This window comes from Corynebacterium sp. UMB10321 (genome assembly GCF_030228725.1).
Taxonomy (GTDB): Bacteria; Actinomycetota; Actinomycetes; order Mycobacteriales; family Mycobacteriaceae; genus Corynebacterium; species Corynebacterium pseudogenitalium.
Window position 1 is genome coordinate 15,789 of the sequence record NZ_JASOZC010000007.1, and the last position, 19,318, is coordinate 35,106.

The 19,318-nt window shown below is 63.4% G+C and carries 17 protein-coding genes and 1 pseudogene; 11 read left to right on the plus strand and 7 right to left on the minus strand.

Features of this window, described 5'->3' with window-relative positions; translation table 11 throughout:
• The first annotated feature begins 143 nt into the window (after window positions 1-143).
• From QP752_RS07655 to QP752_RS07690, 8 genes are all read left to right on the plus strand, one after another.
• On the plus strand, window positions 144-827 hold the full coding sequence (locus QP752_RS07655; RefSeq protein WP_070764469.1) for a hypothetical protein: 684 nt from the start codon (window positions 144-146) through the stop codon (window positions 825-827).
• Window positions 820-1,998 (plus strand): saccharopine dehydrogenase, encoded by a 1,179-nt coding sequence (locus tag QP752_RS07660; RefSeq protein WP_034666009.1) that lies wholly within the window; start codon window positions 820-822, stop codon window positions 1,996-1,998. The genes QP752_RS07655 and QP752_RS07660 overlap by 8 nt, the downstream gene beginning before the upstream one ends.
• Window positions 1,995-3,038 carry an ATP-binding cassette domain-containing protein gene (locus QP752_RS07665; RefSeq protein WP_034666007.1) on the plus strand — a complete coding sequence of 348 codons (1,044 nt, stop codon included), beginning with the start codon at window positions 1,995-1,997 and terminating at the stop codon, window positions 3,036-3,038. The genes QP752_RS07660 and QP752_RS07665 overlap by 4 nt, the downstream gene beginning before the upstream one ends.
• Window positions 3,035-3,787 (plus strand): ABC transporter permease, encoded by a 753-nt coding sequence (locus tag QP752_RS07670; protein WP_070976203.1) that lies wholly within the window; start codon window positions 3,035-3,037, stop codon window positions 3,785-3,787. Before QP752_RS07665 ends, QP752_RS07670 begins: the two co-directional genes overlap by 4 nt.
• A complete protein-coding gene (locus QP752_RS07675; protein WP_052205195.1) occupies window positions 3,784-4,521 on the plus strand; it encodes an ABC transporter permease in 738 nt (245 codons plus the stop codon). The genes QP752_RS07670 and QP752_RS07675 overlap by 4 nt, the downstream gene beginning before the upstream one ends.
• 73 nt (window positions 4,522-4,594) lie before the next feature.
• Window positions 4,595-5,275 (plus strand): trans-aconitate 2-methyltransferase, encoded by a 681-nt coding sequence (locus tag QP752_RS07680; protein ID WP_068538777.1) that lies wholly within the window; start codon window positions 4,595-4,597, stop codon window positions 5,273-5,275.
• Window positions 5,272-7,050: an ABC transporter ATP-binding protein gene (locus tag QP752_RS07685; RefSeq protein WP_284805181.1), complete on the plus strand. Its 1,779-nt coding sequence runs from the start codon at window positions 5,272-5,274 to the stop codon at window positions 7,048-7,050. The genes QP752_RS07680 and QP752_RS07685 overlap by 4 nt, the downstream gene beginning before the upstream one ends.
• Entirely contained in the window at window positions 7,047-8,831 is a 1,785-nt protein-coding gene (locus tag QP752_RS07690) for an ABC transporter ATP-binding protein (RefSeq protein WP_284805182.1), read from the plus strand. Before QP752_RS07685 ends, QP752_RS07690 begins: the two co-directional genes overlap by 4 nt.
• Window positions 8,832-8,836: 5 nt before the next feature.
• Here the strand turns inward: QP752_RS07690 and QP752_RS07695 are convergent, their stop codons facing one another.
• The 4 genes from QP752_RS07695 to QP752_RS07710 all read right to left on the minus strand — a co-directional run bounded on the left by QP752_RS07695 (window position 8,837) and on the right by QP752_RS07710 (window position 11,082).
• On the minus strand, window positions 8,837-9,598 hold the full coding sequence (locus tag QP752_RS07695; protein ID WP_284805183.1) for a hypothetical protein: 762 nt from the start codon (window positions 9,596-9,598) through the stop codon (window positions 8,837-8,839).
• 105 nt (window positions 9,599-9,703) lie between these two features.
• Window positions 9,704-10,294, minus strand: coding sequence for an anti-sigma factor (locus QP752_RS07700; RefSeq protein ID WP_070976205.1), 591 nt, complete (start codon window positions 10,292-10,294; stop codon window positions 9,704-9,706).
• On the minus strand, window positions 10,294-10,869 hold the full coding sequence (locus QP752_RS07705) for a sigma-70 family RNA polymerase sigma factor (protein WP_256000398.1): 576 nt from the start codon (window positions 10,867-10,869) through the stop codon (window positions 10,294-10,296). The genes QP752_RS07700 and QP752_RS07705 overlap by 1 nt, the downstream gene beginning before the upstream one ends.
• 3 nt (window positions 10,870-10,872) lie before the next feature.
• Complete coding sequence (locus QP752_RS07710) at window positions 10,873-11,082, minus strand: hypothetical protein (RefSeq protein ID WP_143000854.1); 210 nt, start codon at window positions 11,080-11,082, stop codon at window positions 10,873-10,875.
• A gap of 158 nt (window positions 11,083-11,240) precedes the next feature.
• On the opposite strand from QP752_RS07710, the gene QP752_RS07715 reads away from it, so the two are divergent.
• Entirely contained in the window at window positions 11,241-12,887 is a 1,647-nt protein-coding gene (locus QP752_RS07715; RefSeq protein WP_284805186.1) for a cytochrome c biogenesis protein CcdA, read from the plus strand.
• Here QP752_RS07715 and QP752_RS07720 read toward each other — a convergent pair.
• On the minus strand, window positions 12,884-13,096 hold the full coding sequence (locus QP752_RS07720) for a hypothetical protein (protein ID WP_284805187.1): 213 nt from the start codon (window positions 13,094-13,096) through the stop codon (window positions 12,884-12,886). The genes QP752_RS07715 and QP752_RS07720 overlap by 4 nt on opposite strands.
• Before the next feature lie 98 nt (window positions 13,097-13,194).
• Window positions 13,195-14,434 (minus strand): annotated as a pseudogene (locus tag QP752_RS07725) (IS256 family transposase).
• Between the two features lie 500 nt (window positions 14,435-14,934).
• Here QP752_RS07725 and QP752_RS07730 point away from each other — a divergent pair.
• Together QP752_RS07730 and QP752_RS07735 are read left to right on the plus strand one after the other, a co-directional pair.
• Window positions 14,935-15,909, plus strand: coding sequence for an NAD-dependent epimerase/dehydratase family protein (locus tag QP752_RS07730; RefSeq protein WP_034662607.1), 975 nt, complete (start codon window positions 14,935-14,937; stop codon window positions 15,907-15,909).
• 617 nt (window positions 15,910-16,526) lie between these two features.
• Window positions 16,527-18,473 (plus strand): hypothetical protein, encoded by a 1,947-nt coding sequence (locus QP752_RS07735; protein WP_284805188.1) that lies wholly within the window; start codon window positions 16,527-16,529, stop codon window positions 18,471-18,473.
• Between the two features lie 235 nt (window positions 18,474-18,708).
• Here QP752_RS07735 and QP752_RS07740 read toward each other — a convergent pair whose 3' ends face one another.
• Window positions 18,709-19,287 (minus strand): hypothetical protein, encoded by a 579-nt coding sequence (locus QP752_RS07740; protein ID WP_284805189.1) that lies wholly within the window; start codon window positions 19,285-19,287, stop codon window positions 18,709-18,711.
• Between the last annotated feature and the right edge of the window lie 31 nt (window positions 19,288-19,318).

Below are 19,318 nucleotides of genomic sequence, written 5' to 3' on the forward strand. Positions count from 1 at the left end.
GCGAGCGTTTCCGAGCTTGTGCGGAGACGCGCCCCACCCAGTTGCTTCACCCTTTCAACCCTTCAGACACATCCTCCGGGTCACGCCATGCGGGCCCGGTCCGCCCGGCACCGGCATGGCGCCGACAACCGAAAGAGGTACCAATGAACACGATCCGGACCATCAGCGACGTGCTTCGGGACAAGGCCGATGAGACGAAAAAGGGGGCCGATCTTGATCCCGCGCTGGTGTTTCTCGACAGCCTGGCTCCGGGGATCGCGGTCGACGTCGGGGATTTCGGCGCGGAATCCGAAAAGGGGCTGCTGTCCCGGGTGGCGCCCTCGATCGCCGATCTCCCGCACGGAACGCCGGTTGCCCGCCTCTGGGCGGAGTTCGGCGGGGTCGATGAGACCGACGGGGAACGGGGGGCCCGTCTGCGTGCCCTGGCCGCAGCAGTCGCACCGACGCTCCTGGAGGACCTTGGGCTTTCCGGCGACCGGGTGACGGCGACGGAGTTCAACTCGCTGCGCTCGCTCATCGATGCCCGCACCCGGTACCGGCCCGAGGGTCGGGTGAGGGAGGCGTTGTTCGTTTTCCCCGATGACGGCGAGGCTCACAACCACGACCAGTGGCGGGACCACCTCGTCGATGACCTCTGCGTCGCCGGCGTCGCGGGAAACCACTATTCGTTCGTCCTCGGAGAGGATGCCGCGCTGACCGGGGCCCTCATCGGGGAGTACATCGAACGCCGGCGCCAGGCGCCGGAAACGGACGACAGGGCAGCGGACCCGTCGTCCGAAGGAATCGACCGGTCGCGGGACCGGGGAAACGAAATGGAACATGACTGACCGACGAAACGGCGGGGAAGCACGGGACCGCGACGCGGGCGAACCCGTGAAAGTGCTGGTGGCCGGAGGTACCGGCGTCACCGGACGGCTCGTCCGGGGGATGCTCGGCGTCGTCGATGGGATTGAGCTGGCCTACACTTCCCGGCAGAAACCGGACGATGGCCCGGGGCGGCACTTCCCGCTGAGGATCGCCGCCGGCCACAACGAGATCTGCAGGGTCTTCCGCAAACACGATTGGGTGGTCAACTGCACCGGCCCGTTCGAGGTGCATGCAGACTCACTCGCCCGTGCTTGCATCGACTCAGGCACCGGGTACATCGACGTCAACGATTCGATCGACGCCCGCCGCGCGATCATGGCCCTCGACGGGGACGCTCGGCGGGAGGGGGTTCCCGTGCTCACCGGGTTCGGCCTGTGCCCGGGCTTGTCGACGGCCCTGTTGATGCTCGGGGCCCGCGCTGCGGGGGCCGAAGAGGTCCGCGATGTGCGGGTCGATCTGCGAATTGGCGCCGACCAGGAATCCGGGGCCGCGTCGGTCGAGTCGATGTTCCGGACTATCCGCGGCGGATACCGCACGATGCTCGGCGGCACCATCGTCGAGGTGCGGCGCAACCCGGTGTCGTCGCAAAGCGGAATCAGCTACGAATGCCCGGACATCGACGTCGTACGCGAGGTGTGCCCCTCGATCCGTGGATATTCCTACCACGTCGCCTTCGATGCCCTCCCCGATGAGTCGGTGGAGAAAATCCGCACGTCGAGACTGTACTCGATGCCCGTTGTCTCCGGTCTGCTCGCCCGTCTCGGGGCGGCCGTGACATCGCGGAAGGCGCGGGCGAAGGGCACTCCGCAACCCGCCGAGCTGGTCGTCGCACTGTCCTCCGCCGGCGCGGGCGATGCGGGGCCGGCGGCCGAGACGACCGTCGTCCGGGCGACCGGCCCGGGTTCCTACAAAATGACCGCGGCGATTGCTGCCGCCACCGTTGTGGCGGTCGCGGGGAAGCCGGTCGCGCCGGGGTGCCGGGATCTCGTCGGCCACCCCCGGCTCCTCGAACCGGTCCTCGCCTTCGCCCGCGATGCGGGCATCCATATCGAGGTGCCACATGACAACCCGACCACGGGGCCGCTGCCGACAGCGGCCCACTGCGATACCAAAGAAAAGGGGAAACGATGACGGATCAAGCTGAACGAGGTGCGGCGATCGTCGTCCGCGACCTCACGAAGAGCTACCCGATTGCGGGCAAAGCGGGCACCCCGCCCGAAGGCGGGGCAGGTGCCCCGCCGGACGGCGGGCGCAAGGGAAAGCGCGGTGCCCGGATGCGCAAGCATGTGCTCGACGGCGTGAGTTTCACCGTGCCCACCGGGGCGATCGTGTCATTCCTCGGCCACAACGGTGCAGGCAAGACCACCCTCATCCGAATCCTGTCGACGCTCATCACCGCCGACTCCGGCGAGGTGAGCATCTTCTCGCGCGACGTGAAAGAGGACCCGGCGGGCGTGCGCGCTGACATTGCCACCACCGGCCAATTCGCGGCGATCGACGAGAACCTCACCGGCCGGGAGAACCTGGAGTTCTTCGGGCGGCTGCGCGGACTCGACCGCGCCGCCGCGGCCGCCCGCGCGACGGAACTGCTCGCGCAATTCTCGCTCGCAGACAGTGCCTCGACGCTGGCGTCGGCCTATTCGGGTGGCATGCGGCGCCGCCTCGACATCGCCGCGTCGCTGTGCGTCGTGCCCAGGCTGCTGTTCCTCGACGAACCCACGACGGGGCTGGACCCGGTCAGCCGCGAAGAGCTGTGGGGCTTCATCCGGCAACTGCGGGACGACGGAATGACCCTGGTGCTGACCACCCAGTACCTGGAAGAGGCGGAGGCGCTGGCAGACCACGTCCATCTGCTCAAGGATCGCCGCATCGTCGCCAGCGGAACGCCGGAGGAATTGCGCCGCGCCTTCGGGTCGCACGTGCTCCGCGTGTCCTTCGCCACCGCCGCCGAGGCGGAGGCGTTCGCCCGCTGCCTCGGGGGAACGTGCCTGGACGGCGCCCGCGTCGCGGGGAAGTCGGTGTCCCTCGACGTCGACCCCGGACCGCGGGTCCTCGAGGCGGTGGCGCAGGCGATGGAGGCCTCGGAAGCGTTGCCGGATTCGCTGAGCGTGTCGCCGCCCACCCTCAACGAGGTGTTCATATCGATGAACGCAGGGGGTGCGGCGCGATGAGTGCGACGTCGGTCGCGGCGTTTCTCCGTCGGGATCTGCTGCTGTTGCGACGCAACACCGCGTCGCTGATCTCCATGTTCGTGGTTCCGCCCCTCTTCCTGCTGTGCCTGTACGCGGTGTTCGGGTACTCGGCGGAGCAATCCGGCTTCGGGTACCTGCGTTTCGTGCTCGGCGGCTGCCTGTTCCAGGCGGCGATGTTCACCGCCGCGGCGTCGGCGATGGCGGTGGGACAGGACGTCGAATCCGGGCTCGTTGACCGCGTGCGCGTGTTGCCCGGGGCCACAGGCGGCTATGTCGCCGGCAGGCTCGTCACCGATGTGCTGCGGATGTCCGCGTCGATCGCGGCGCTGCTGGTCGTCGCGTGGGCCTGCGGCCTCGACATGGCTGTCGGTGACGTCGCGTGGACTGTCCTGTGGTCGCTGCTCGCCGCGGCGGTCCTGTCCCTGGTCACGGACGGGGTGATCCTGATGGTGCCCACCCCGGTGTCGACGGCCTCATCGATCCAGGCGCTGGAAATGCTGCTGCTCATGTTCTCCACCGCGTTCATTCCGGCGACCGCTTTGGACGGCTCCCTTCGCGACGTCGTGCGCCACATGCCTTTTTCGCCGGTGATCGAGGTGATTAGGGCGGCGTCCCCGGACGCCTTCCCGGATCGCGCCGGGGAAGAGGCCGCCCTGTGGCTCGGTGTCGCGGCGGTCGCCGGAATCGTCCTGTTCATCCGCCGGTTCACCTCGAGGAGCGAATCATGATTGGCGCCATCTTCGTGCATCTGCGGCGCATCGCCCACATTTGGCTGCGGCGCCCCGACTTCTGGTTCATGACGTTCATTGCTCCGCTCGTGTACCTGTTCATCGTCAACCGCATGTTCGGTGGCCTGGTCAGGCAGCTCACCGGAGAGTTCGAACTCCGGAACGCGGTCATCCTGGTCGTGACGGCGTGGGCGTTCATCCTGGCCATCACGGGATCATCCACCGTGTTCGTTGAACGCAGCAATGGCTTCCACGAGCGGTTGATCACCATGCCGGCGCCGTACGCGGCCGTGCCGGCCGCACGGATCATTGCCGAGTTCATCCGGATCATGGCGATGACGGCCGTCGTCGCGGCGGTGGCCGCTTTGCTTTCCGACGGCCCACCGGAGGTGTCCTGGTGGTGGAGGATCGCGGTGACCGGCGCGATGGTTGCCGCGGCGGCCGCATGCACCGGCACGTACATCGCGTTCTCCATCACCAGCCCCCAGGGTTCCGTGGCCCTCATCCCGTTAATCATCGTTGCGATGTTCGTCAACACGGTGCTCATGCCCGCCGACCACTTCCGTCCCCTCCTGCGCGGAATCGCCGGGCACACCCCCGTATCCGCGGCCGGCGAGGCCGTCAACGGCACCGGGGCTGCGGGTCTGGTGGTCTGCGCGGCCTGGTTCTTAGGCATCGCTGTGCTCGCGGCGTGGGGCATCGCCGTGAAAACGAGGCCGGGGGAGTCTGCATGACGGCCCGCGAATCCGAGCATCTAACCCGAAACCGCCGCGTGGATGCGGCCCACACACCCGGAGACAGAACCAGATGAAGTCGATTGCCCAGATCGTCCAGAACAACCGCAGGCTCCTCGCGGCCTACGAGGACAAGGTCCAGCCGAGGTTCCTCAGCCGCTATGCGCGCGAACCGATGGACGCCGCCGTGTACCGGAAGCTCCGTGCGCTGGATCCCGGGCCGGATGCGCCGGCCCGGGTCCTCGACCTCGGTTGCGGAACCGGGTGGCTCGCCCGCACGCTCGCCGCTGAGTCTCGCTATCGCAGGGCGAACATCGTCGGCTACGACCTGTCGCCCAATGCGATCCGCATCGCCCGCGAACGCGCCGCCGCCGACGGGCTTGGGGCCCGGACGGAATTCCACGTTGCCGACATCCTCACGCCGCTCGCGGGAGAGCCCGGCGGGGCCTGTGAAATCTGGGTGTGTGGCGCGCTCCACCAAATGAAGGATGCGGGAGCCGCGCTCGGCAGGGTCGCCGGGCTGCTCGCCGATGGAGGCATCGCTTACGTGCAGACGTTCGTCGAGGATCCCGACGTGAACGAGCATGTGGACATGGCCGTCGTTGCGAAGATGGGCCACCGGGTGTTCCGGGGCAGCGAGGTCGAGGACCTCGCCGAAGCCAACGGGCTGAAGCTGGGCGGAGCCTCACACGCCGGCATGGTGTACTTCTGCACTCTCACGAAGAAAAGCGCGATCGGGGAGGCGGGCAAGTGAGCGCCGTGGACGGGACCGTAGGCCCGTGGTCGCTGCTCGCCCCGATTCGGACCCGGATGCGTGCGGTGGTCGCGTTATCCGTCCTGTCGTCGGTGGCTACCGTCGCTTCGCTGGTCGGCATCATCGACATCGCGATGACGTACCCGGAGGCCCCGGTGCATCGGACGTGGTTGGCCGTGGCTGTCATCGTCGTCGCCGCAACGGTGCGCATGGCCGCGGACGGCGCCGCCGGCATGCTCTCGCACCGGGCGGATAACGACCTGCAGCTCCACCTCCGGCGCCGGCTGGTCGCCCAAATCCGGAAGTTGCCGCTGGGCTGGCTGGACGCCCGGCGCTCGTCGGGAATCATCGAGTCGGTTGAGAAGGACGTCGCGGCTGTCCACCAGCTCATGGGCCACACCGTCGGTGAGACCGTGGTGGCGGTGCTGGTTCCCCTGCTTTCCCTCATCGCGCTCGTCGCGGTGGATTGGCGGATCGCGGCGGTGGCGGTCGTCCCGGTGCTGGTCACCTTCGCCCTGATGGGCGTGATGATTTCGCGCGGAGCCGGTCTTCAGCGCGACTACGAGCGAGCCTCCGAAGGAGTGACGGCCGCGGTCATCGAGTTGGTGCGCGGTATCCCGGTGATGAAGTCCTTCGGACGCGCCAGCCAGGGCGCGGGTCGCTACGATGCCGCGGCGTTGTCGTTCGTCCGCGCGTGGTCCGCCTGGTCCCGGCAGTCGAACATCTATCTCGGGCTCATCGACGTGGTGACGTCCCCGACCACAGTCCTCGCAGTGGTGTGCGGGGCCGGCCTCGCTTTGAGGGACGCCGCGGGCGGCATACCGGAGGGTCTCGTCGCCGGGCTGGTTCTCGGCCTTGGACTCTCCGCGGCGATCGTGAGGGTGGCTATGAACTCCGAACCCATCATCGCGGGGATCGCCGCCCTGAAGTCCATCGCGGAGGTGCTGGGCACGCCGCCGATCGCCGAGCCCGCCGATCCGGTGCCCGTGCACGGAGGCGCGCTCGAGGTCCGGAACCTGGTCTTCTCCTACGGGGATGGGCCGCGGGTCCTCGACGGGATGTCCGCGACGTTCGAACCAGGGACCCTCACTGCGCTGGTGGGGTCCTCCGGTTCCGGAAAGTCCACCGTCGCCCGGCTGTTGGCGCGTTTCCACGACCCCGTTGAAGGCTCGGTGCTGCTGGGCGGCGCCGATCTTCGCGACATCGCCGTGCGCGACGTGCACCGCTCGGTGTCGGTGGTGTTCCAAGATCCGCAGTTGTTCACGCTGCCGTTGCGGGAGAACATCCGGCTGGCCAGGAGAGACGCCACCGACGACGAAATCATGGCGGCCGCGAAGCTCGCGAACCTCGATGCGGTCATCGCGGCGCTGCCGAAGGGCCTGGATTCGGTGGTCAACGTCGACGTAACCTTTTCCGGTGGTGAGGCGCAGCGCGTGGCCATCGCGAGGTCGATTGTTACGGACGCGCCGGTGCTCATCTTCGACGAGGCAACCGCTTACGCGGATCCGGCTTCCGAGGCCCTCATCCAGTCCGCAATCGAGCGTTTGGCCCGTTCGCGGACGGTGATCGTGATCGCGCACAGATTGAGCACGATCCGCAACGCCGACCGCATCCTCGTTCTCGATGGGGGAGCGGTCGCGGAGGCGGGTACCCACGACGAGTTGCTTGCGCGCGGTGGCCGCTACCGGGATTTGTGGCGCGCGTTCGCGCTCGACGACGAACCATCCGCCCCGCGGGGCACTGAAGCAGACGATGAAAAGGCGGGGAATCGATGATTCGGGACTTGTGGTCGATGACGGATCGGCGCTCGAGAATGACGCTGGTGTGGCTCATTGCGTTGGCCGCGCTTGCCGCGCTGGCCCAGGGAGCGGCGTTCGTCGCGCTGCTGCCGCTGCTGTCGGCTCTGGCCGAGGGAGATGATGCGACGGCGTGGCGTTTCACCGGCGTCATCGCCGGCCTCGCGGCCGCCCATGCGGTGTTGTCCCTCGCCGCGGGGACGGTCGGCAGGGCGAATTCCGCAGCGGTGCTGTCGTCCCTGTTGCGTTCCCTGGGCGAACGCGTGCTGACGTTGCCACTCGGGTACGTCACCAAGTCCACGGCCGGCCGCTTCTCGGAGATGGCGTCGTCGGGTATCGCGTTCGCGGCGTCCGTGCCGCACGTGATCCTGCGGCCCGTCATCGCCGCTGTGGTTACGCCGACCGTCATCGCTCTCGGAATTCTGGCGGTGGATTGGCGCGTCGGTTTGGTTCTTGTCGCGTCGGCGCCGGTGATCTTCTTCGCCTACCGGGCCATTGGCCGGGTCGGCGGGGAGTCGGACGAAGCGCATGCTGACGCCGTCGCTGCCGTCTCCGGCAGGCTGATCGAGTTCACCCGCGGCCAGCAGGCGATTCGCGCCGCGGGCGACGGTTCGGCGGCGGACGCGATGGTGGATGAGGCGATCCAGGCCCAACACGATGCGTTCGCGAAGGCGACGTCGACGCAAGGCGCGGCCATCGGACGGTTGGGCTCGGTCGTCCATGCGGTGTTCACGGCGGCGGTGATCGTCGCCGTGGCAGTCGCCGCGACGGGCGGGATGGCGCCGGCGCATTTGACGCCGATACTCATCGTGGTCGTCCAGTTCACCGAACCGATCACCACCGCGGGAGCGTTGTCCGGCGGTTTCGGTGCGGGCCGCAACACGTTGACTGCGTTGCGTGACCTGCGGGCAATCCCCGCCCTTCCCGAACCTGCCGCACCGGAGCTGCCCGACGGGCATGACGTGGAGTTCCGCGGCGTGAGCTTCGGGTACGGGGATAAGAAGGTTCTCGACGGCGTCAGCTTCCGTGCACCTCAGGGAGCGCTGGTTGCCATAGTGGGACCTTCGGGGGCGGGCAAGACGACGGTCATGCGGCTGCTGTCGCGGTTTCATGATCCGGACTCGGGGGAGATCCTCATCGGCGGGGTGCCCTTGCCTCGGATCGGCACCGACGGCGTGAACTCGCTGGTGACCCCGGTGTTCCAGGAGACGTTTCTTTTCGACGCGTCCGTGCGGGACAACGTGGTCTTCGCCGACCCCGGATTCGGTTCCAGGCCCGGTGACGGGGACCGCTTGCGCGAGGCCGCCCGGCGTTCCGGGGTGGACCGCATCGTGGAGCTGCTGCCTTCCGGGTGGGATACCCCGGTGGGGGAGGAGGGGACGCTGCTGTCGGGAGGTGAGCGGCAGCGCCTCGCCATCGCCCGGGCGCTTCTGAAGGATTCCCCGGTGGTGCTTCTCGACGAGCCGACGTCCTCGCTGGATGCGGCCACTGAGCGGGCGATCGTCGGCACGATTGAGGCGTTGCGCGGCGATCACACTGTGATCGTCGTCGCCCATCGCCTGCACACCATCCGCGATGCCGACCTCATCGTCGTGCTTTCGGAGGAAGGGACGGTCGCAGAACGGGGCACGCACGATGAATTGCTGGCGAAGGGCGGCCGCTACGCCGAGTCTTGGGCGTGCCGGACGGGGAGTTCCCCGGGATCCAGATCCAGCTCGTCGTGGACCACCACGACGACGGCATCGGAGAAGCGCGGCTAACTAGTTCATCTAGCGCCAGATTGGCTTAGTTCCCAGGAGCCAAAGCGCACCGCGCAGACACCCCAATGGAGGACAGCCTCGTAGAAGCAGTACATGGCGTAGAGGACGCACGGTACGCCGAGGGTGAACATGATGAGGCCGTAAAGGTGAGCGTCGAAAAGCAATGTCGATGCTGCCGTCGACTGGCCGACAACACCGAGGGGTATCCACGCTGTACCCGCGGCGGCGCCACGCGGGCGCGTGCCGGTCCAGTAGCAGTAGAGGAAGAGTGGGATCGCGGTGAAGAACGTGAGGAAGAAGCACAGCTCACCCGCGTAGTGATAAAACTCGCCGTGATGGGTAGCGAGCTGCTCGGCGGATGTCGCGGCGACCATCGGGGACACGAGCGCCAAGCCCCACGGGAACGCTGGCTCGGTGTAGTGCGCGGACTGCTTCCACAAACCCCAGAGTTGCCACAAGCACACGATGATGGCCAGTGGCGCGCCGATCCACCAGCTGACCAGCTGGAACGCATCGTTGCCCGTGAGTGCCGTCCACGCCGAGCCGCACGCGAGCAGCCCCATCGCGTACATGCCCCACGCCGCCATGTTCTGGTGCCGCGGTGGCTCATTGCGCACGCCGACCGTGAACACAACGAGGAGGCCCGCCGCGATGAGCGCAAACACGAGCTCGGCTACATGAAATCCATGTAACCCAGTCAAACTCGACGCAATCGAGGTTCCCATTAAAGCGCCGGCCCAAGCGGGACCGAACTCTGGCAACGTCATAGGACTAACGCTAGGCCTGCCACCGCGTCTCATCCACTTTGGGTCGGGGCTTTGTGGTTTTTAGAACGCGAATGGCCTGAAGCGCGCCAAGGGAGGCAGCCGGCACTAGAGCGTCACGTTGGCCAGCACCGTGCCGGTGGGTTGCGCCGCGCCGACGGCGACTTCCTCGGTTACCAGGACTGAAGCAGTTCCACCGGGCAGCGGCATCCACACGTCGTCGTGGGGTTCTTGGCCGATGACTCCAGCCGATTCCACGGCGCCGTCAGCCATGACTGCCCACACTTGTGCACCCATGCCGTCGTTGAGAGCTGGCTGGCCGTTGACCATGGCGCCGCCCTTGCCCATGTCAGAGCTGATCGCGATGTCGAGGCTCGCGCCCATCGCGTCGGCCTGACCTTGACGCGCGTCGTCGGCCTCCATAATTGCGTGCATTTCGTCGACGCCTTGGGCTGCCACGGATTCGCGTGACTCGTCGACAGTGAATTGGGTGACCGCGAACCCGCCACCGGCGATGAGCACAACGGCGGCTGCTGCGGCGGTTGTGAGACGTCGCCAGGACCGGTTCTTCCGCGCGGTGTCGAAGTCTGTGACCTGGTCGGTAGCGTCGATACGCTCCATGATTGAGCGTTTGAGCTCCGGTGGCGGAGTGACCGGCGTGGCTGCGGAATTGAAGAGGTCCTCGATATCTTTATCCATCACAGGCCTCCTTTCAACGACACGGCCTTGCGAAGCTTTTGCAACCCGTCGCGTACCCGGGTTTTGGCTGTTCCGAGAGCGACGCCAGTGGCATCGGCGATTTCTTGGTGGGTGAGTTCCCCAAAATACGCGAGCATGAGCGCACTTCGATGAGGCTCTCCGATTGAATCAATGAGTTCTTGTAGCTCCTCAGACTCTAGTCGCTGTTGAGCTTCGTCCTCAGCGGCAGCGACCCACGTGGTCAGTTGACTGTTGAAATCGTCGGTGTCGCGGGCTTGGGAGCTGCGCCAGCTCCGCAGCCGATCGATGGCGCGCGATTTGGCGAGCCGCAGTACCCATGACTTGGCGCTGCCGCGGTGTGGGTCGAAGGTGTGGGCGCTTAGCCATACCTCCACGAAGACTTCTTGGGTGACCTCTTCCGCTTGGGCCCGGTCACGCAAGATGTGGGTGGTGAGACCTAGAATCTGTGGGGCCAGAACGTCGTAAAGCTCGGCGAAGGCGACTTTATCGCCCGCGCGCACGCTTTCTAAGAGACGGTCCGGATCCACGGATTCTAAATCTAACACCTGGGTCATGTGCTACTTGGATTCTTCCATCATTTTGTCTTCGCTCATCATCGCCTCGGAAGACGGTGCCATGGAATCTTCGCTCATCATGGCATCGGAGGACGGGGTCATGGAGCCGTCCATCTTGTCCTCCATATTCTCCTCGGAGTCGTTGCATGCGACGAGGCCGACGGCGGCGATGACGATGGCGCTGGCGCTGGCGATTGCGCGGTTGATAGACATAGCGTCTCCTTCACTTTTTCGGTTCGCAGGCGCAGTGTTTCTGGCCCGTCACTGAGTACTACGGAGCCGGGGGCTGATGCGGATTGGACCAATCCGGTGCGGGTGCTCACTCCGTAGTGCTGGGTGTAGGAAAGGCAACCGGAAAGTAGAGGAAACTCATGATCAGCGTGATTCTTGTCGGATTCATCGGAGGTGTGATCACGGCATTGTCGCCGTGCATTTTGCCAGTGTTGCCGGTGGTGCTGGGGGTCAGCGTCGGGCGTAAACCGTCGCACGTGGTGACAGGTTTGGTCGTGAGCTTCGCCGCGATCGCGCTGCTGGGTACGATTCTGCTTAGTGCGCTGCATTTGCCACAGTCGGTATTGCGCTGGGCGGGAGTGGTGTTGCTGGCATGGGTGGGGCTGGGAATGATTTTCCCGCCAGTGGGGGAGGTGTTGCAGAAGCCCTTTGACGCGCTTCCGCGCCCCACGGCATTGCAGGAGAAAACGCGCGGCAAGGGAGGTTTTCTCATCGGTCTGGCCCTTGGCGCGGTGTACGTTCCGTGCGCGGGCCCGGTGCTTGCAGCGGTGACGGTGGCGGGCTCGACTGGGCAGATCGGCTGGAACACGGTGGTGCTCACTGTCGCGTTCGCGATTGGGTCCGCGCTGCCGCTGTTCGTGTTCGCCCTGGCGGGCAACAAGATCGGTGACAAGGTAGACGCGGTGCAGCGCCACCGTAAGGCCATCGGCGTGCTCATCCTGGTCTTCACTGTGGCGTTGGCTCTCGACGCGCCGGCGGCGATCCAGCGTGCCCTGCCGAATTGGACGTCGTCGCTGTCGAACCGTTTTGAGAATTCGGACTTGGCCAATGACGCTCTCAGCAAGGTCGGCCCAACTGGGAGCGGTTCACTGCAGTCGTGCCGCCGTGCCGACCCCGCGCAGCTGCAGGATTGTGGCCCGGCACCGGAATTCGCGGGGCTGACGAACTGGATCAACACCGACCAGCCGCCGAGCCCGCAGGACGGTGGTGTCATGCTCGTTGATTTCTGGGCGTACGCCTGCATCAACTGTCAGCGTGCGGGGGAGCACATCACCAAGCTTTACGACACTTATCGCGATTCCGGCCTCACCGTCGTCGGCGTCCATTCCCCTGAGTACGCTTTCGAGCACGACCTGGGCAATGTCCGCAACGCCGTAGAAAAGGAAGGTATCCACTACCCGGTGGCGCAGGACAATGACTTCGCTACATGGAGGAATTTCAACAACCGCTACTGGCCAGCCCGCTACCTGGTGGACAAGCACGGCAACGTCCGGCAGATCGTGGAAGGGGAGGGAAGCTACGCCGAAACAGAAAAGCTCGTGCGTGAATTGCTCATCGACGCCAACCCCGACGTCGACCTCCCCGAACCGGTCGAAAGCGGCGAAGCAGCAGGCGGTACGAAGGGCCGCAACCCGGAAACTTATCTCGGCACTGCGCGCGCCGAGTACACCAAGCAGCCCGGTTACACCGACGGCGAGCACGACTTCGGTGAACCGGCCGCTCCGGAGCGCGGCATGTTCACTTTGAACGGGACGTGGATTCTCGAGGAGGAATCAGTGCAGACCACCAGTGGAGGACACCTGGACATCAACGTCTTCGCCAAGTGGGTCCAGCTCGTGGTTTCGGGTGAAGGCGAGATCGAGGTCGAGTATCCGGACGGTGCGACAAAGTCGTTCCCGGTCACAGATGGAACCCTCGACCTTGTGAAAGGCGACACGCCCACCGAGGGAGTGCTGCACATCCGGCCCACGGCAGGCGTGAAACTGTATTCGTTGACCTTCGGCTAGGCAGAGACAACCTTGTCCAGCGTCTCGGCGAACCGCGCGACGGTGCCGTCCACGTCGGCCCACTTGTCCAAGCCGAACAGACCGATGCGGAATGTGGAAAAGCCCTCCGGCTCGCCGACCTGCAGCGGAACACCGCTGGCGATCTGGACGCCGGCATGCTTGAACGCGGATCCGTTGGCCTGCTCCGGGGCGGTGGCGTACATGACCACGATGGAGGTGGCCTCGAAGCCGGGGGCGGCGACGGTCAAGTCCCGTGTAGTGGTGTAGCCGTTTGTGCTTTCGGCTCGGTATGAAGTTCGGGGTTTTGTTAGGCGGTTAGCTGGTGATGTTCGCCATGTTCACCTCCAGTTTGGTGCATGAGGTGTTTGGTGTGCTCGAGTGCGGATAGTGACATGTAGCGTTTTTGCTGGATCCAATCGTCGTGCTGCTCGGCAAGCACCGCGCCGACAAGCCGGATGATGGATTCACGGTTCGGGAAGATGCCCACAACATCGGTGCGCCGGCGGATCTCCCGGTTTAACCGTTCGGTGGGGTTGTTGGACCAGACTTTCTTCCAGACTGGTTTCGGTGCTGCGGTAAACGCCAACACGTCATCGAGCGACTCTTCTAGATAGGCCGCAACCTGCGGGAACTTTGGTTCTAACAGGTCGACGACTTCGCGGGCTTGTCGCCAGGTGGATTGGGCGTCGGGTTGTTGGAAGATTGTCTGGAACATCGCTTAAGACCATCGGCCACTGGGTCTTGGGGACTTTTTCGTAGAGGTTTTTCGCGAAGTGGGTGCGACAGCGCTGCCACGACGCATCGGGCAGCACTTCAGATATCGCGTGCTGGATGCCCTCGTGGGCGTCACTGGTGATAAGGAAGACACCGCGAAGTCCGCGGGCTTTTAAGTCTTGGAAGAAGCCTTTCCACGACGCGTTGGATTCCGTGGTGGCAACGTGCATGCCGAGCATTTCGCGGTACCCGTCAGCGTTGACACCGGTGGCCAAAAGTACGGAGCATTTGACCACTCGGCCGCCTTCACGCACTTTCATCGTCAACGCGTCGCACGACAGGTAGGCGTACCCGCCGGGATCAAGTGGGCGGTTTTTGAAATCTGCGACCATCTCGTCGAGTTCTTCCGACATGCGTGAGACTTGCGATTTCGACAGGTTGTTAATGCCAAGGGTTGCCACCAGATCGTTCATCCTGCGGGTGGAGACCCCTTTGAGGTAGCAGGTCGCGATCACGGTCGATAGTGCCCGTTCGGCTCGTGAGCGGCGCTCTAACAGCCATTCTGGGAAGAACGCGCCGTGGCGCAGCTTCGGCACTGCTACGTCGATCGTGCCGACACGGGTGTCGAGGTCGCGGTGGCGATACCCGTTGCGGTGATTGACGCGTTCGGTGGAGGCGACGCCGTATTCGGCGCCGCAGACGGTGTCGGCCTGGGCGGAGAGGATTTGGTTGATAAACCCTTGCAGCATCTGCCGCATCAGATCCGGAGACGCTTGGGCGAGCAGATCATCCAGATAGGTTGTCGGGTCGATAGAATGCGGTGCAGCGGTCATCGTCATGTTCCTTTCGGTGAGATGTGGTAGTTGAGTCGAAAGGTTACTGACGGTGGCCGCCCCTGCATTTTCCAGGGCCCACCATCAGCAAGCGTTACACCACACTAAGGGACGCAACCGCGGCGACGGAGACGTAGCCTTTGTCCGCCAGCAGCTTGCGCACCTTGGTGCCCAACTCGACCTGGCGGGCGGTGTACATTTGACGCGCATCTTCCCGTGCCCTATTGCTTCCCGAGTTGCTAGATGTTCCGGGAGCGATAGCGCCATGACCGCATCCTGCGGTACTTCTCTGGATTTACTTGCTGTCTTTAGCGAAATGGTTTCTTTGCGCCGACACGTCGTCGAGTTTAAGTTCAATGTGTAGGTTAGCCGAATAAGAAGCTTTGGCAGATGGTGGGGCAATCCTGCTCTGACATCTTAATTTAGCTTGTTAATTTAGCTTGGGTGCGCTGGGATTAGGACTGGTCACGTGTGAGAAGTTTTCGTGTACAACTAGTGACATGAACTTTTTATTGCTCGGTGGTACCGGTTTCCTTGGAGGACACATTGCGGCTGCAGCAGTCGACCGAGGCCATCAAGTTACTTGCCTTGCACGAGGTAACGGGAAGGCTCCCAACGGAGCTGAGTTTGTGAGTGCGGACCGTGACCGTGACGGTGCGTACGATGAGGTTGCGGGGAAAACTTGGGATACCATTGTGGATCTGACGAGTCAGCCGAAGCATGCGCGGGATGCGGCGGCGAAACTCCAGGCCAAGCATCGTATATTTGTGTCTTCGAGCAGCGTATATGAGGATCAGGGAAGTATTTCTTCCGAGTCTGATTCCGTAGTCACTCCGCTTGAAATTGACTACATGGAGGACATGGGGCAGTACCCAGCCGCAAAGTCTGCTTGCGAAACGATTTATCGCAGCACAAATCGGTCGGTAATGGTAGTTCGACCCGGTCTGATCGCTGGCTACGGCGACGAAACAGGGCGCAGTGGTTACTATCCGTGGCGCTTCGCGCATCCCACGGGTGAGAACGTGATCGTCCCAGACCCGGCGTTTCCCGTCGCTATGATTGATGTGAAAGACCTTGCAGGCTGGATAGTTGAGTCTGCAGAAGTTGGGACTTTCGGAACCTTTAATGCTACGGGGTTTGCTACTTCCTTGTCCGATGTGTTCAAGATTTCGCGTGAGTTAACCGCATCGGAGGCTACGGAGCGACCTTGCTCTGATGAACTGCTTCTCGCTAATGATGTAACCCCGTGGATGGGCCCAAAATCGTTGCCGTTGTGGGTACCAGGTGAACAGTTTCGCAACATCGCGCTACTCGATTGCACCGCAGCCTACGAAGCGGGCCTGCAGATTCGCCCGTTGAAAGAGACATTGGCGGATGCGCTGCGATTTGAAGAAGAACAGCAGGGTGAAAGACTCGCTGGGCTCAGCGATGAAGAGGAAGTCGTGCTTCGCCAGCGGTTAGAAGGTGGCATTTAGTTTCGGCAGGAACAGTTTTAGTTGCAGTCGGGACCGTACTAAGTTGGGTTTCGTTCCGCGACTGACTGTGAGAATGAGTCCGAATCTGACTTGAGGGGAACTTCGGCGGTGCTAGCTCTTCATGACGCGGAACGATCTAGCCTGCAGAGGCTGCCTTTCCGAGCAGGAAACGCCTTGCGGCCCACTTTTCGGCTTCTCGAATCGCTTGCAACTGAGTGAGGTAGCCTTCTTTCGCCACTCCGTGGAGTTCCGTTTCAATAACTAGTGAGATTCGTTGATGATTCTCGTCGAGTGTTGAGTCAGGACTAGTGCCCGGCGCTTTTGCCAGGGACCTACCCGCGTAGTTGTACATCGTCCGTCGTGCGCCGCTCCGCGGTGGGGAGGAGCCCGATGGGGCGCGGGACTATGCCCATGGAGACGTAGGTCGTGTCCGCCTCGGGGTGATGCGCCGCTAGTTCGGCTCGCTTCCACGACAGAACGAGGAGTCGGCGCAACGATCGACGTGGACGACGGCTCCGCCCAAGGGGACTGCTGCACGATCAGGCAACAACTTCAAATTCGTGCCACTAGGCGCCCCCGAACTGTATAGAGTGACGCCTACCGGGAGGGAGATTCGAGTGTCGGAAAGCGGACCAGAGAAGAGACTGAAGTTCTTCGGCCTCAGCGACTACGGAACCTTCTGGCAGGCCGACCGCCTCCTAGAGCTCGTCCGTGAATTCGATGCTACTCGTGGCGATCAAGGCATAAACGACATCGTTGAGTTGCATCATCTCGCGTTGTTCCTAGAACACAAAGTTCTCCCGAAGGACCTGGCCGAAGCAGAGCGAGACGCGCCTCTGGCGCACGTCCCCGAGATCCGGGAAGTCATCGGCAGGTTTTTCGGCAAAGTGACTGACGCCACCTTCTCAACGCTCGTTCAGGACGTTGACTTTCAGTACCGCACAGACGTCCTCGATCTCCTCGGAAAGAACAAGGTCTTCGAGCGCTGCACTGACTCGATCGTGCTTGCTGCACTTCAAGAGCAGAGTTTCCACCCGCACGATCTGCTCTCATGCCAGACACTCGTGCGTGCCTACGACCAGGAGATTCGGGCCCTGCTACTCGATGAGCCGCGCAATGCTGAGCTGCTTGCGCGGAAGGTCCTCCAGTCCGAGGGGCGGGATCCAATCCATCTTCCGAAGAGCTTTACTCCCGCGGATCAGCGTGGCCTGTTTGACCGATATCTCGATGAGGAAGAGCCTAACCTCAACTTCGTCAAGCTGATCGCATCCGCACGAGCTGACAAGAACACCGGCGTCGATGCTCGACTGAAGCTAAAGGCTCGTCGCAAGGCAGATGCGCTCACGAAGAAGATGTTCGAGTCCACGGAGGGGATCAAGACCGGCTGCGAAGTGGGCATCTCGGCCGATCAGGTCGAAGAGGTCGTCCAGTCTTTGGACGGCATGGTTGGCAAGTACTCCTACAGTCGAACCTGGCTCACGGAGAACCTCGACTACCCGACTATCCTGAATAACTTTGTTCACCTGTTCCAGTTCGCCAACGACCACATGCTCCTAGAACTCCCTTCCTACGGAGCGCAACTTGGCTTCTTCGAGCGGTTCATGGGTACGCCGGGCAAGGGCGACTACCGGACGGGGGCGGTGTTCAGGCTCAAGGATCAGGCGTCCTTGCTCCAGACCTTGATGTACGAGCGCTTCCTCAGCTCCGAAGGTATAGAGCTCGAGTTGGTCATCGCTTGGTTCTTCACGGACTACCTTGAGCAGGAGTTCGGTGCCAAGGGGCTGAAGTACCGCGCCTCCAGCCCGACCGCTACCTACCTTGAGAAGAGCCGCCATCTGTTCTCAGAGATGGAGAGCGTCCTCAAGCAGTTCACGCTGCATGTCGACTACGGCGAGGTTGACCCGGAGCTGCTGACAATCACATCGGAGCAGCTTTCCTACGGCGACATCCCGAGTCAGGTTGTGGATAAGTACGCCTACGTTGCCAACAACGCGGACATCCAAGGAATTCAGCACCTGCTCTTCTCGGACCAATCCGGATTGGTGCACATCAGCAGCGATCTGGAGGCAGAGAGCTTCCTCCACTTGGTCATCGCCAATGACATCGCCTACGACCAGTTCCACGAGTACCAACAGCGCAACATCGACTTCCTGGTCGAGAAGGGCATCCTGACCGGAGATCGTGACCGAATTGCGTTTGCAAGCGCGCCACAATTGCATGTGCTCAAGGAACTCTGGGAGTACGAGGTGACGAGCTGTCTCCATCATTCGGCGGCCGGCCAGAAAGCCATTGACGAGATGGTGAGCGCCGGATGGCTGGTGCATCGATCAACGCTGCTCAGCGCCGCGGAGGTCAGCTACTTCAACTACTTCCTTAACGATAAGGAGTTCAGCAACGGACCTAGCCTGCGCAACCGCTACCTCCATGGATCACAGGCAGACGGTGACGACGACCGCGTTCACCGCCACACGTATCTAACAGCGCTCCGCCTACTCGTTGCGCTGGTCATCAAGATCAACGATGACTTCTGCCTGACGGATAACGCCGTGCTCGCGAAGGAATAGGGGCCGACCGCTGGCATGGTCGAGCCCTCTTCAGATCCCTAGTATGTGGCGTCTCAGCCGGGTTCCCTGCCGGCGTGATGGCGCGGTACCTCCTTCGTGGCGTCCTGCAGGCTGACCCACGTCGAGGGTGAGCCTGTGTCCCCTGATCAGTAGCGAGCACTGACCGTGGGGAGGGGGAGCACGTGAACCCTGTGTTCAGATGTACCTATGTGCCGGAACTCGGTGGAGTTTAGATTCAACGTGTGATCGACGGCCGATTATCGGGCACGCTGGACTTCAGTTCATCTGTGGTCGAGCGGCCCAGGCGTTGACATTGCATTGCTGCTCGGTGTGGTCGCCCGCAGCCACGACTGTTTCGTCGGCCCGCAGCCACGACTGTTCCGTCGGCGCGCAGCCCGAGCGAGTGTCTCGCTCCGGCTGCGATCGTTGTGATGCCGGTCCATGACTGGACATCGCACTGGCCGAACTGGTTGTCGCCCGTTCCGAAGACCCTTCCGGTCTGGCTCAGCGCGAGCGTATGGACGGAGCCGGCTGCCACTGAGGTGATGCTTCTCCACGATGACACCTCGCACTGGCCTCTGCTGTCGTCGCTGACGGCGACGACGGTGCCGTCGTCGTGTAAGCCGACGGTGTGCAGGTAGCCGGCAGAGACCTCGGACACGTGTGTCCACCGGGCGACGTCGGTCTGCCCTCGCTGATTGTTGCCAGTTGCGAGGGCTGTGCCGTCGCGTCGAACTGCGATTGTGTGCCAGTCGCCGCATCCGATCTCAGTTGACCATGATCTCGCTGTAGATTGTCCTACGTGGGGGGGCATGTGGTGGAGTAAAGATTTTCGACCTGACATC

Coding starts and splice junctions, on each gene's coding strand:
- QP752_RS07655 (WP_070764469.1), top strand. CDS start 144: ATGAACACGATCCGGACCATCAGCGACGTGCTTCGGGACAAGGCCGAT.
- QP752_RS07660 (WP_034666009.1), top strand. CDS start 820: ATGACTGACCGACGAAACGGCGGGGAAGCACGGGACCGCGACGCGGGC.
- QP752_RS07665 (WP_034666007.1), top strand. CDS start 1,995: ATGACGGATCAAGCTGAACGAGGTGCGGCGATCGTCGTCCGCGACCTC.
- QP752_RS07670 (WP_070976203.1), top strand. CDS start 3,035: ATGAGTGCGACGTCGGTCGCGGCGTTTCTCCGTCGGGATCTGCTGCTG.
- QP752_RS07675 (WP_052205195.1), top strand. CDS start 3,784: ATGATTGGCGCCATCTTCGTGCATCTGCGGCGCATCGCCCACATTTGG.
- QP752_RS07680 (WP_068538777.1), top strand. CDS start 4,595: ATGAAGTCGATTGCCCAGATCGTCCAGAACAACCGCAGGCTCCTCGCG.
- QP752_RS07690 (WP_284805182.1), top strand. CDS start 7,047: ATGATTCGGGACTTGTGGTCGATGACGGATCGGCGCTCGAGAATGACG.
- QP752_RS07695 (WP_284805183.1), bottom strand. CDS start 9,598: ATGACGTTGCCAGAGTTCGGTCCCGCTTGGGCCGGCGCTTTAATGGGA.
- QP752_RS07700 (WP_070976205.1), bottom strand. CDS start 10,294: ATGGATAAAGATATCGAGGACCTCTTCAATTCCGCAGCCACGCCGGTC.
- QP752_RS07705 (WP_256000398.1), bottom strand. CDS start 10,869: ATGACCCAGGTGTTAGATTTAGAATCCGTGGATCCGGACCGTCTCTTA.
- QP752_RS07710 (WP_143000854.1), bottom strand. CDS start 11,082: ATGTCTATCAACCGCGCAATCGCCAGCGCCAGCGCCATCGTCATCGCC.
- QP752_RS07715 (WP_284805186.1), top strand. CDS start 11,241: ATGATCAGCGTGATTCTTGTCGGATTCATCGGAGGTGTGATCACGGCA.
- QP752_RS07730 (WP_034662607.1), top strand. CDS start 14,935: ATGAACTTTTTATTGCTCGGTGGTACCGGTTTCCTTGGAGGACACATT.
- QP752_RS07740 (WP_284805189.1), bottom strand. CDS start 19,287: ATGCCCCCCCACGTAGGACAATCTACAGCGAGATCATGGTCAACTGAG.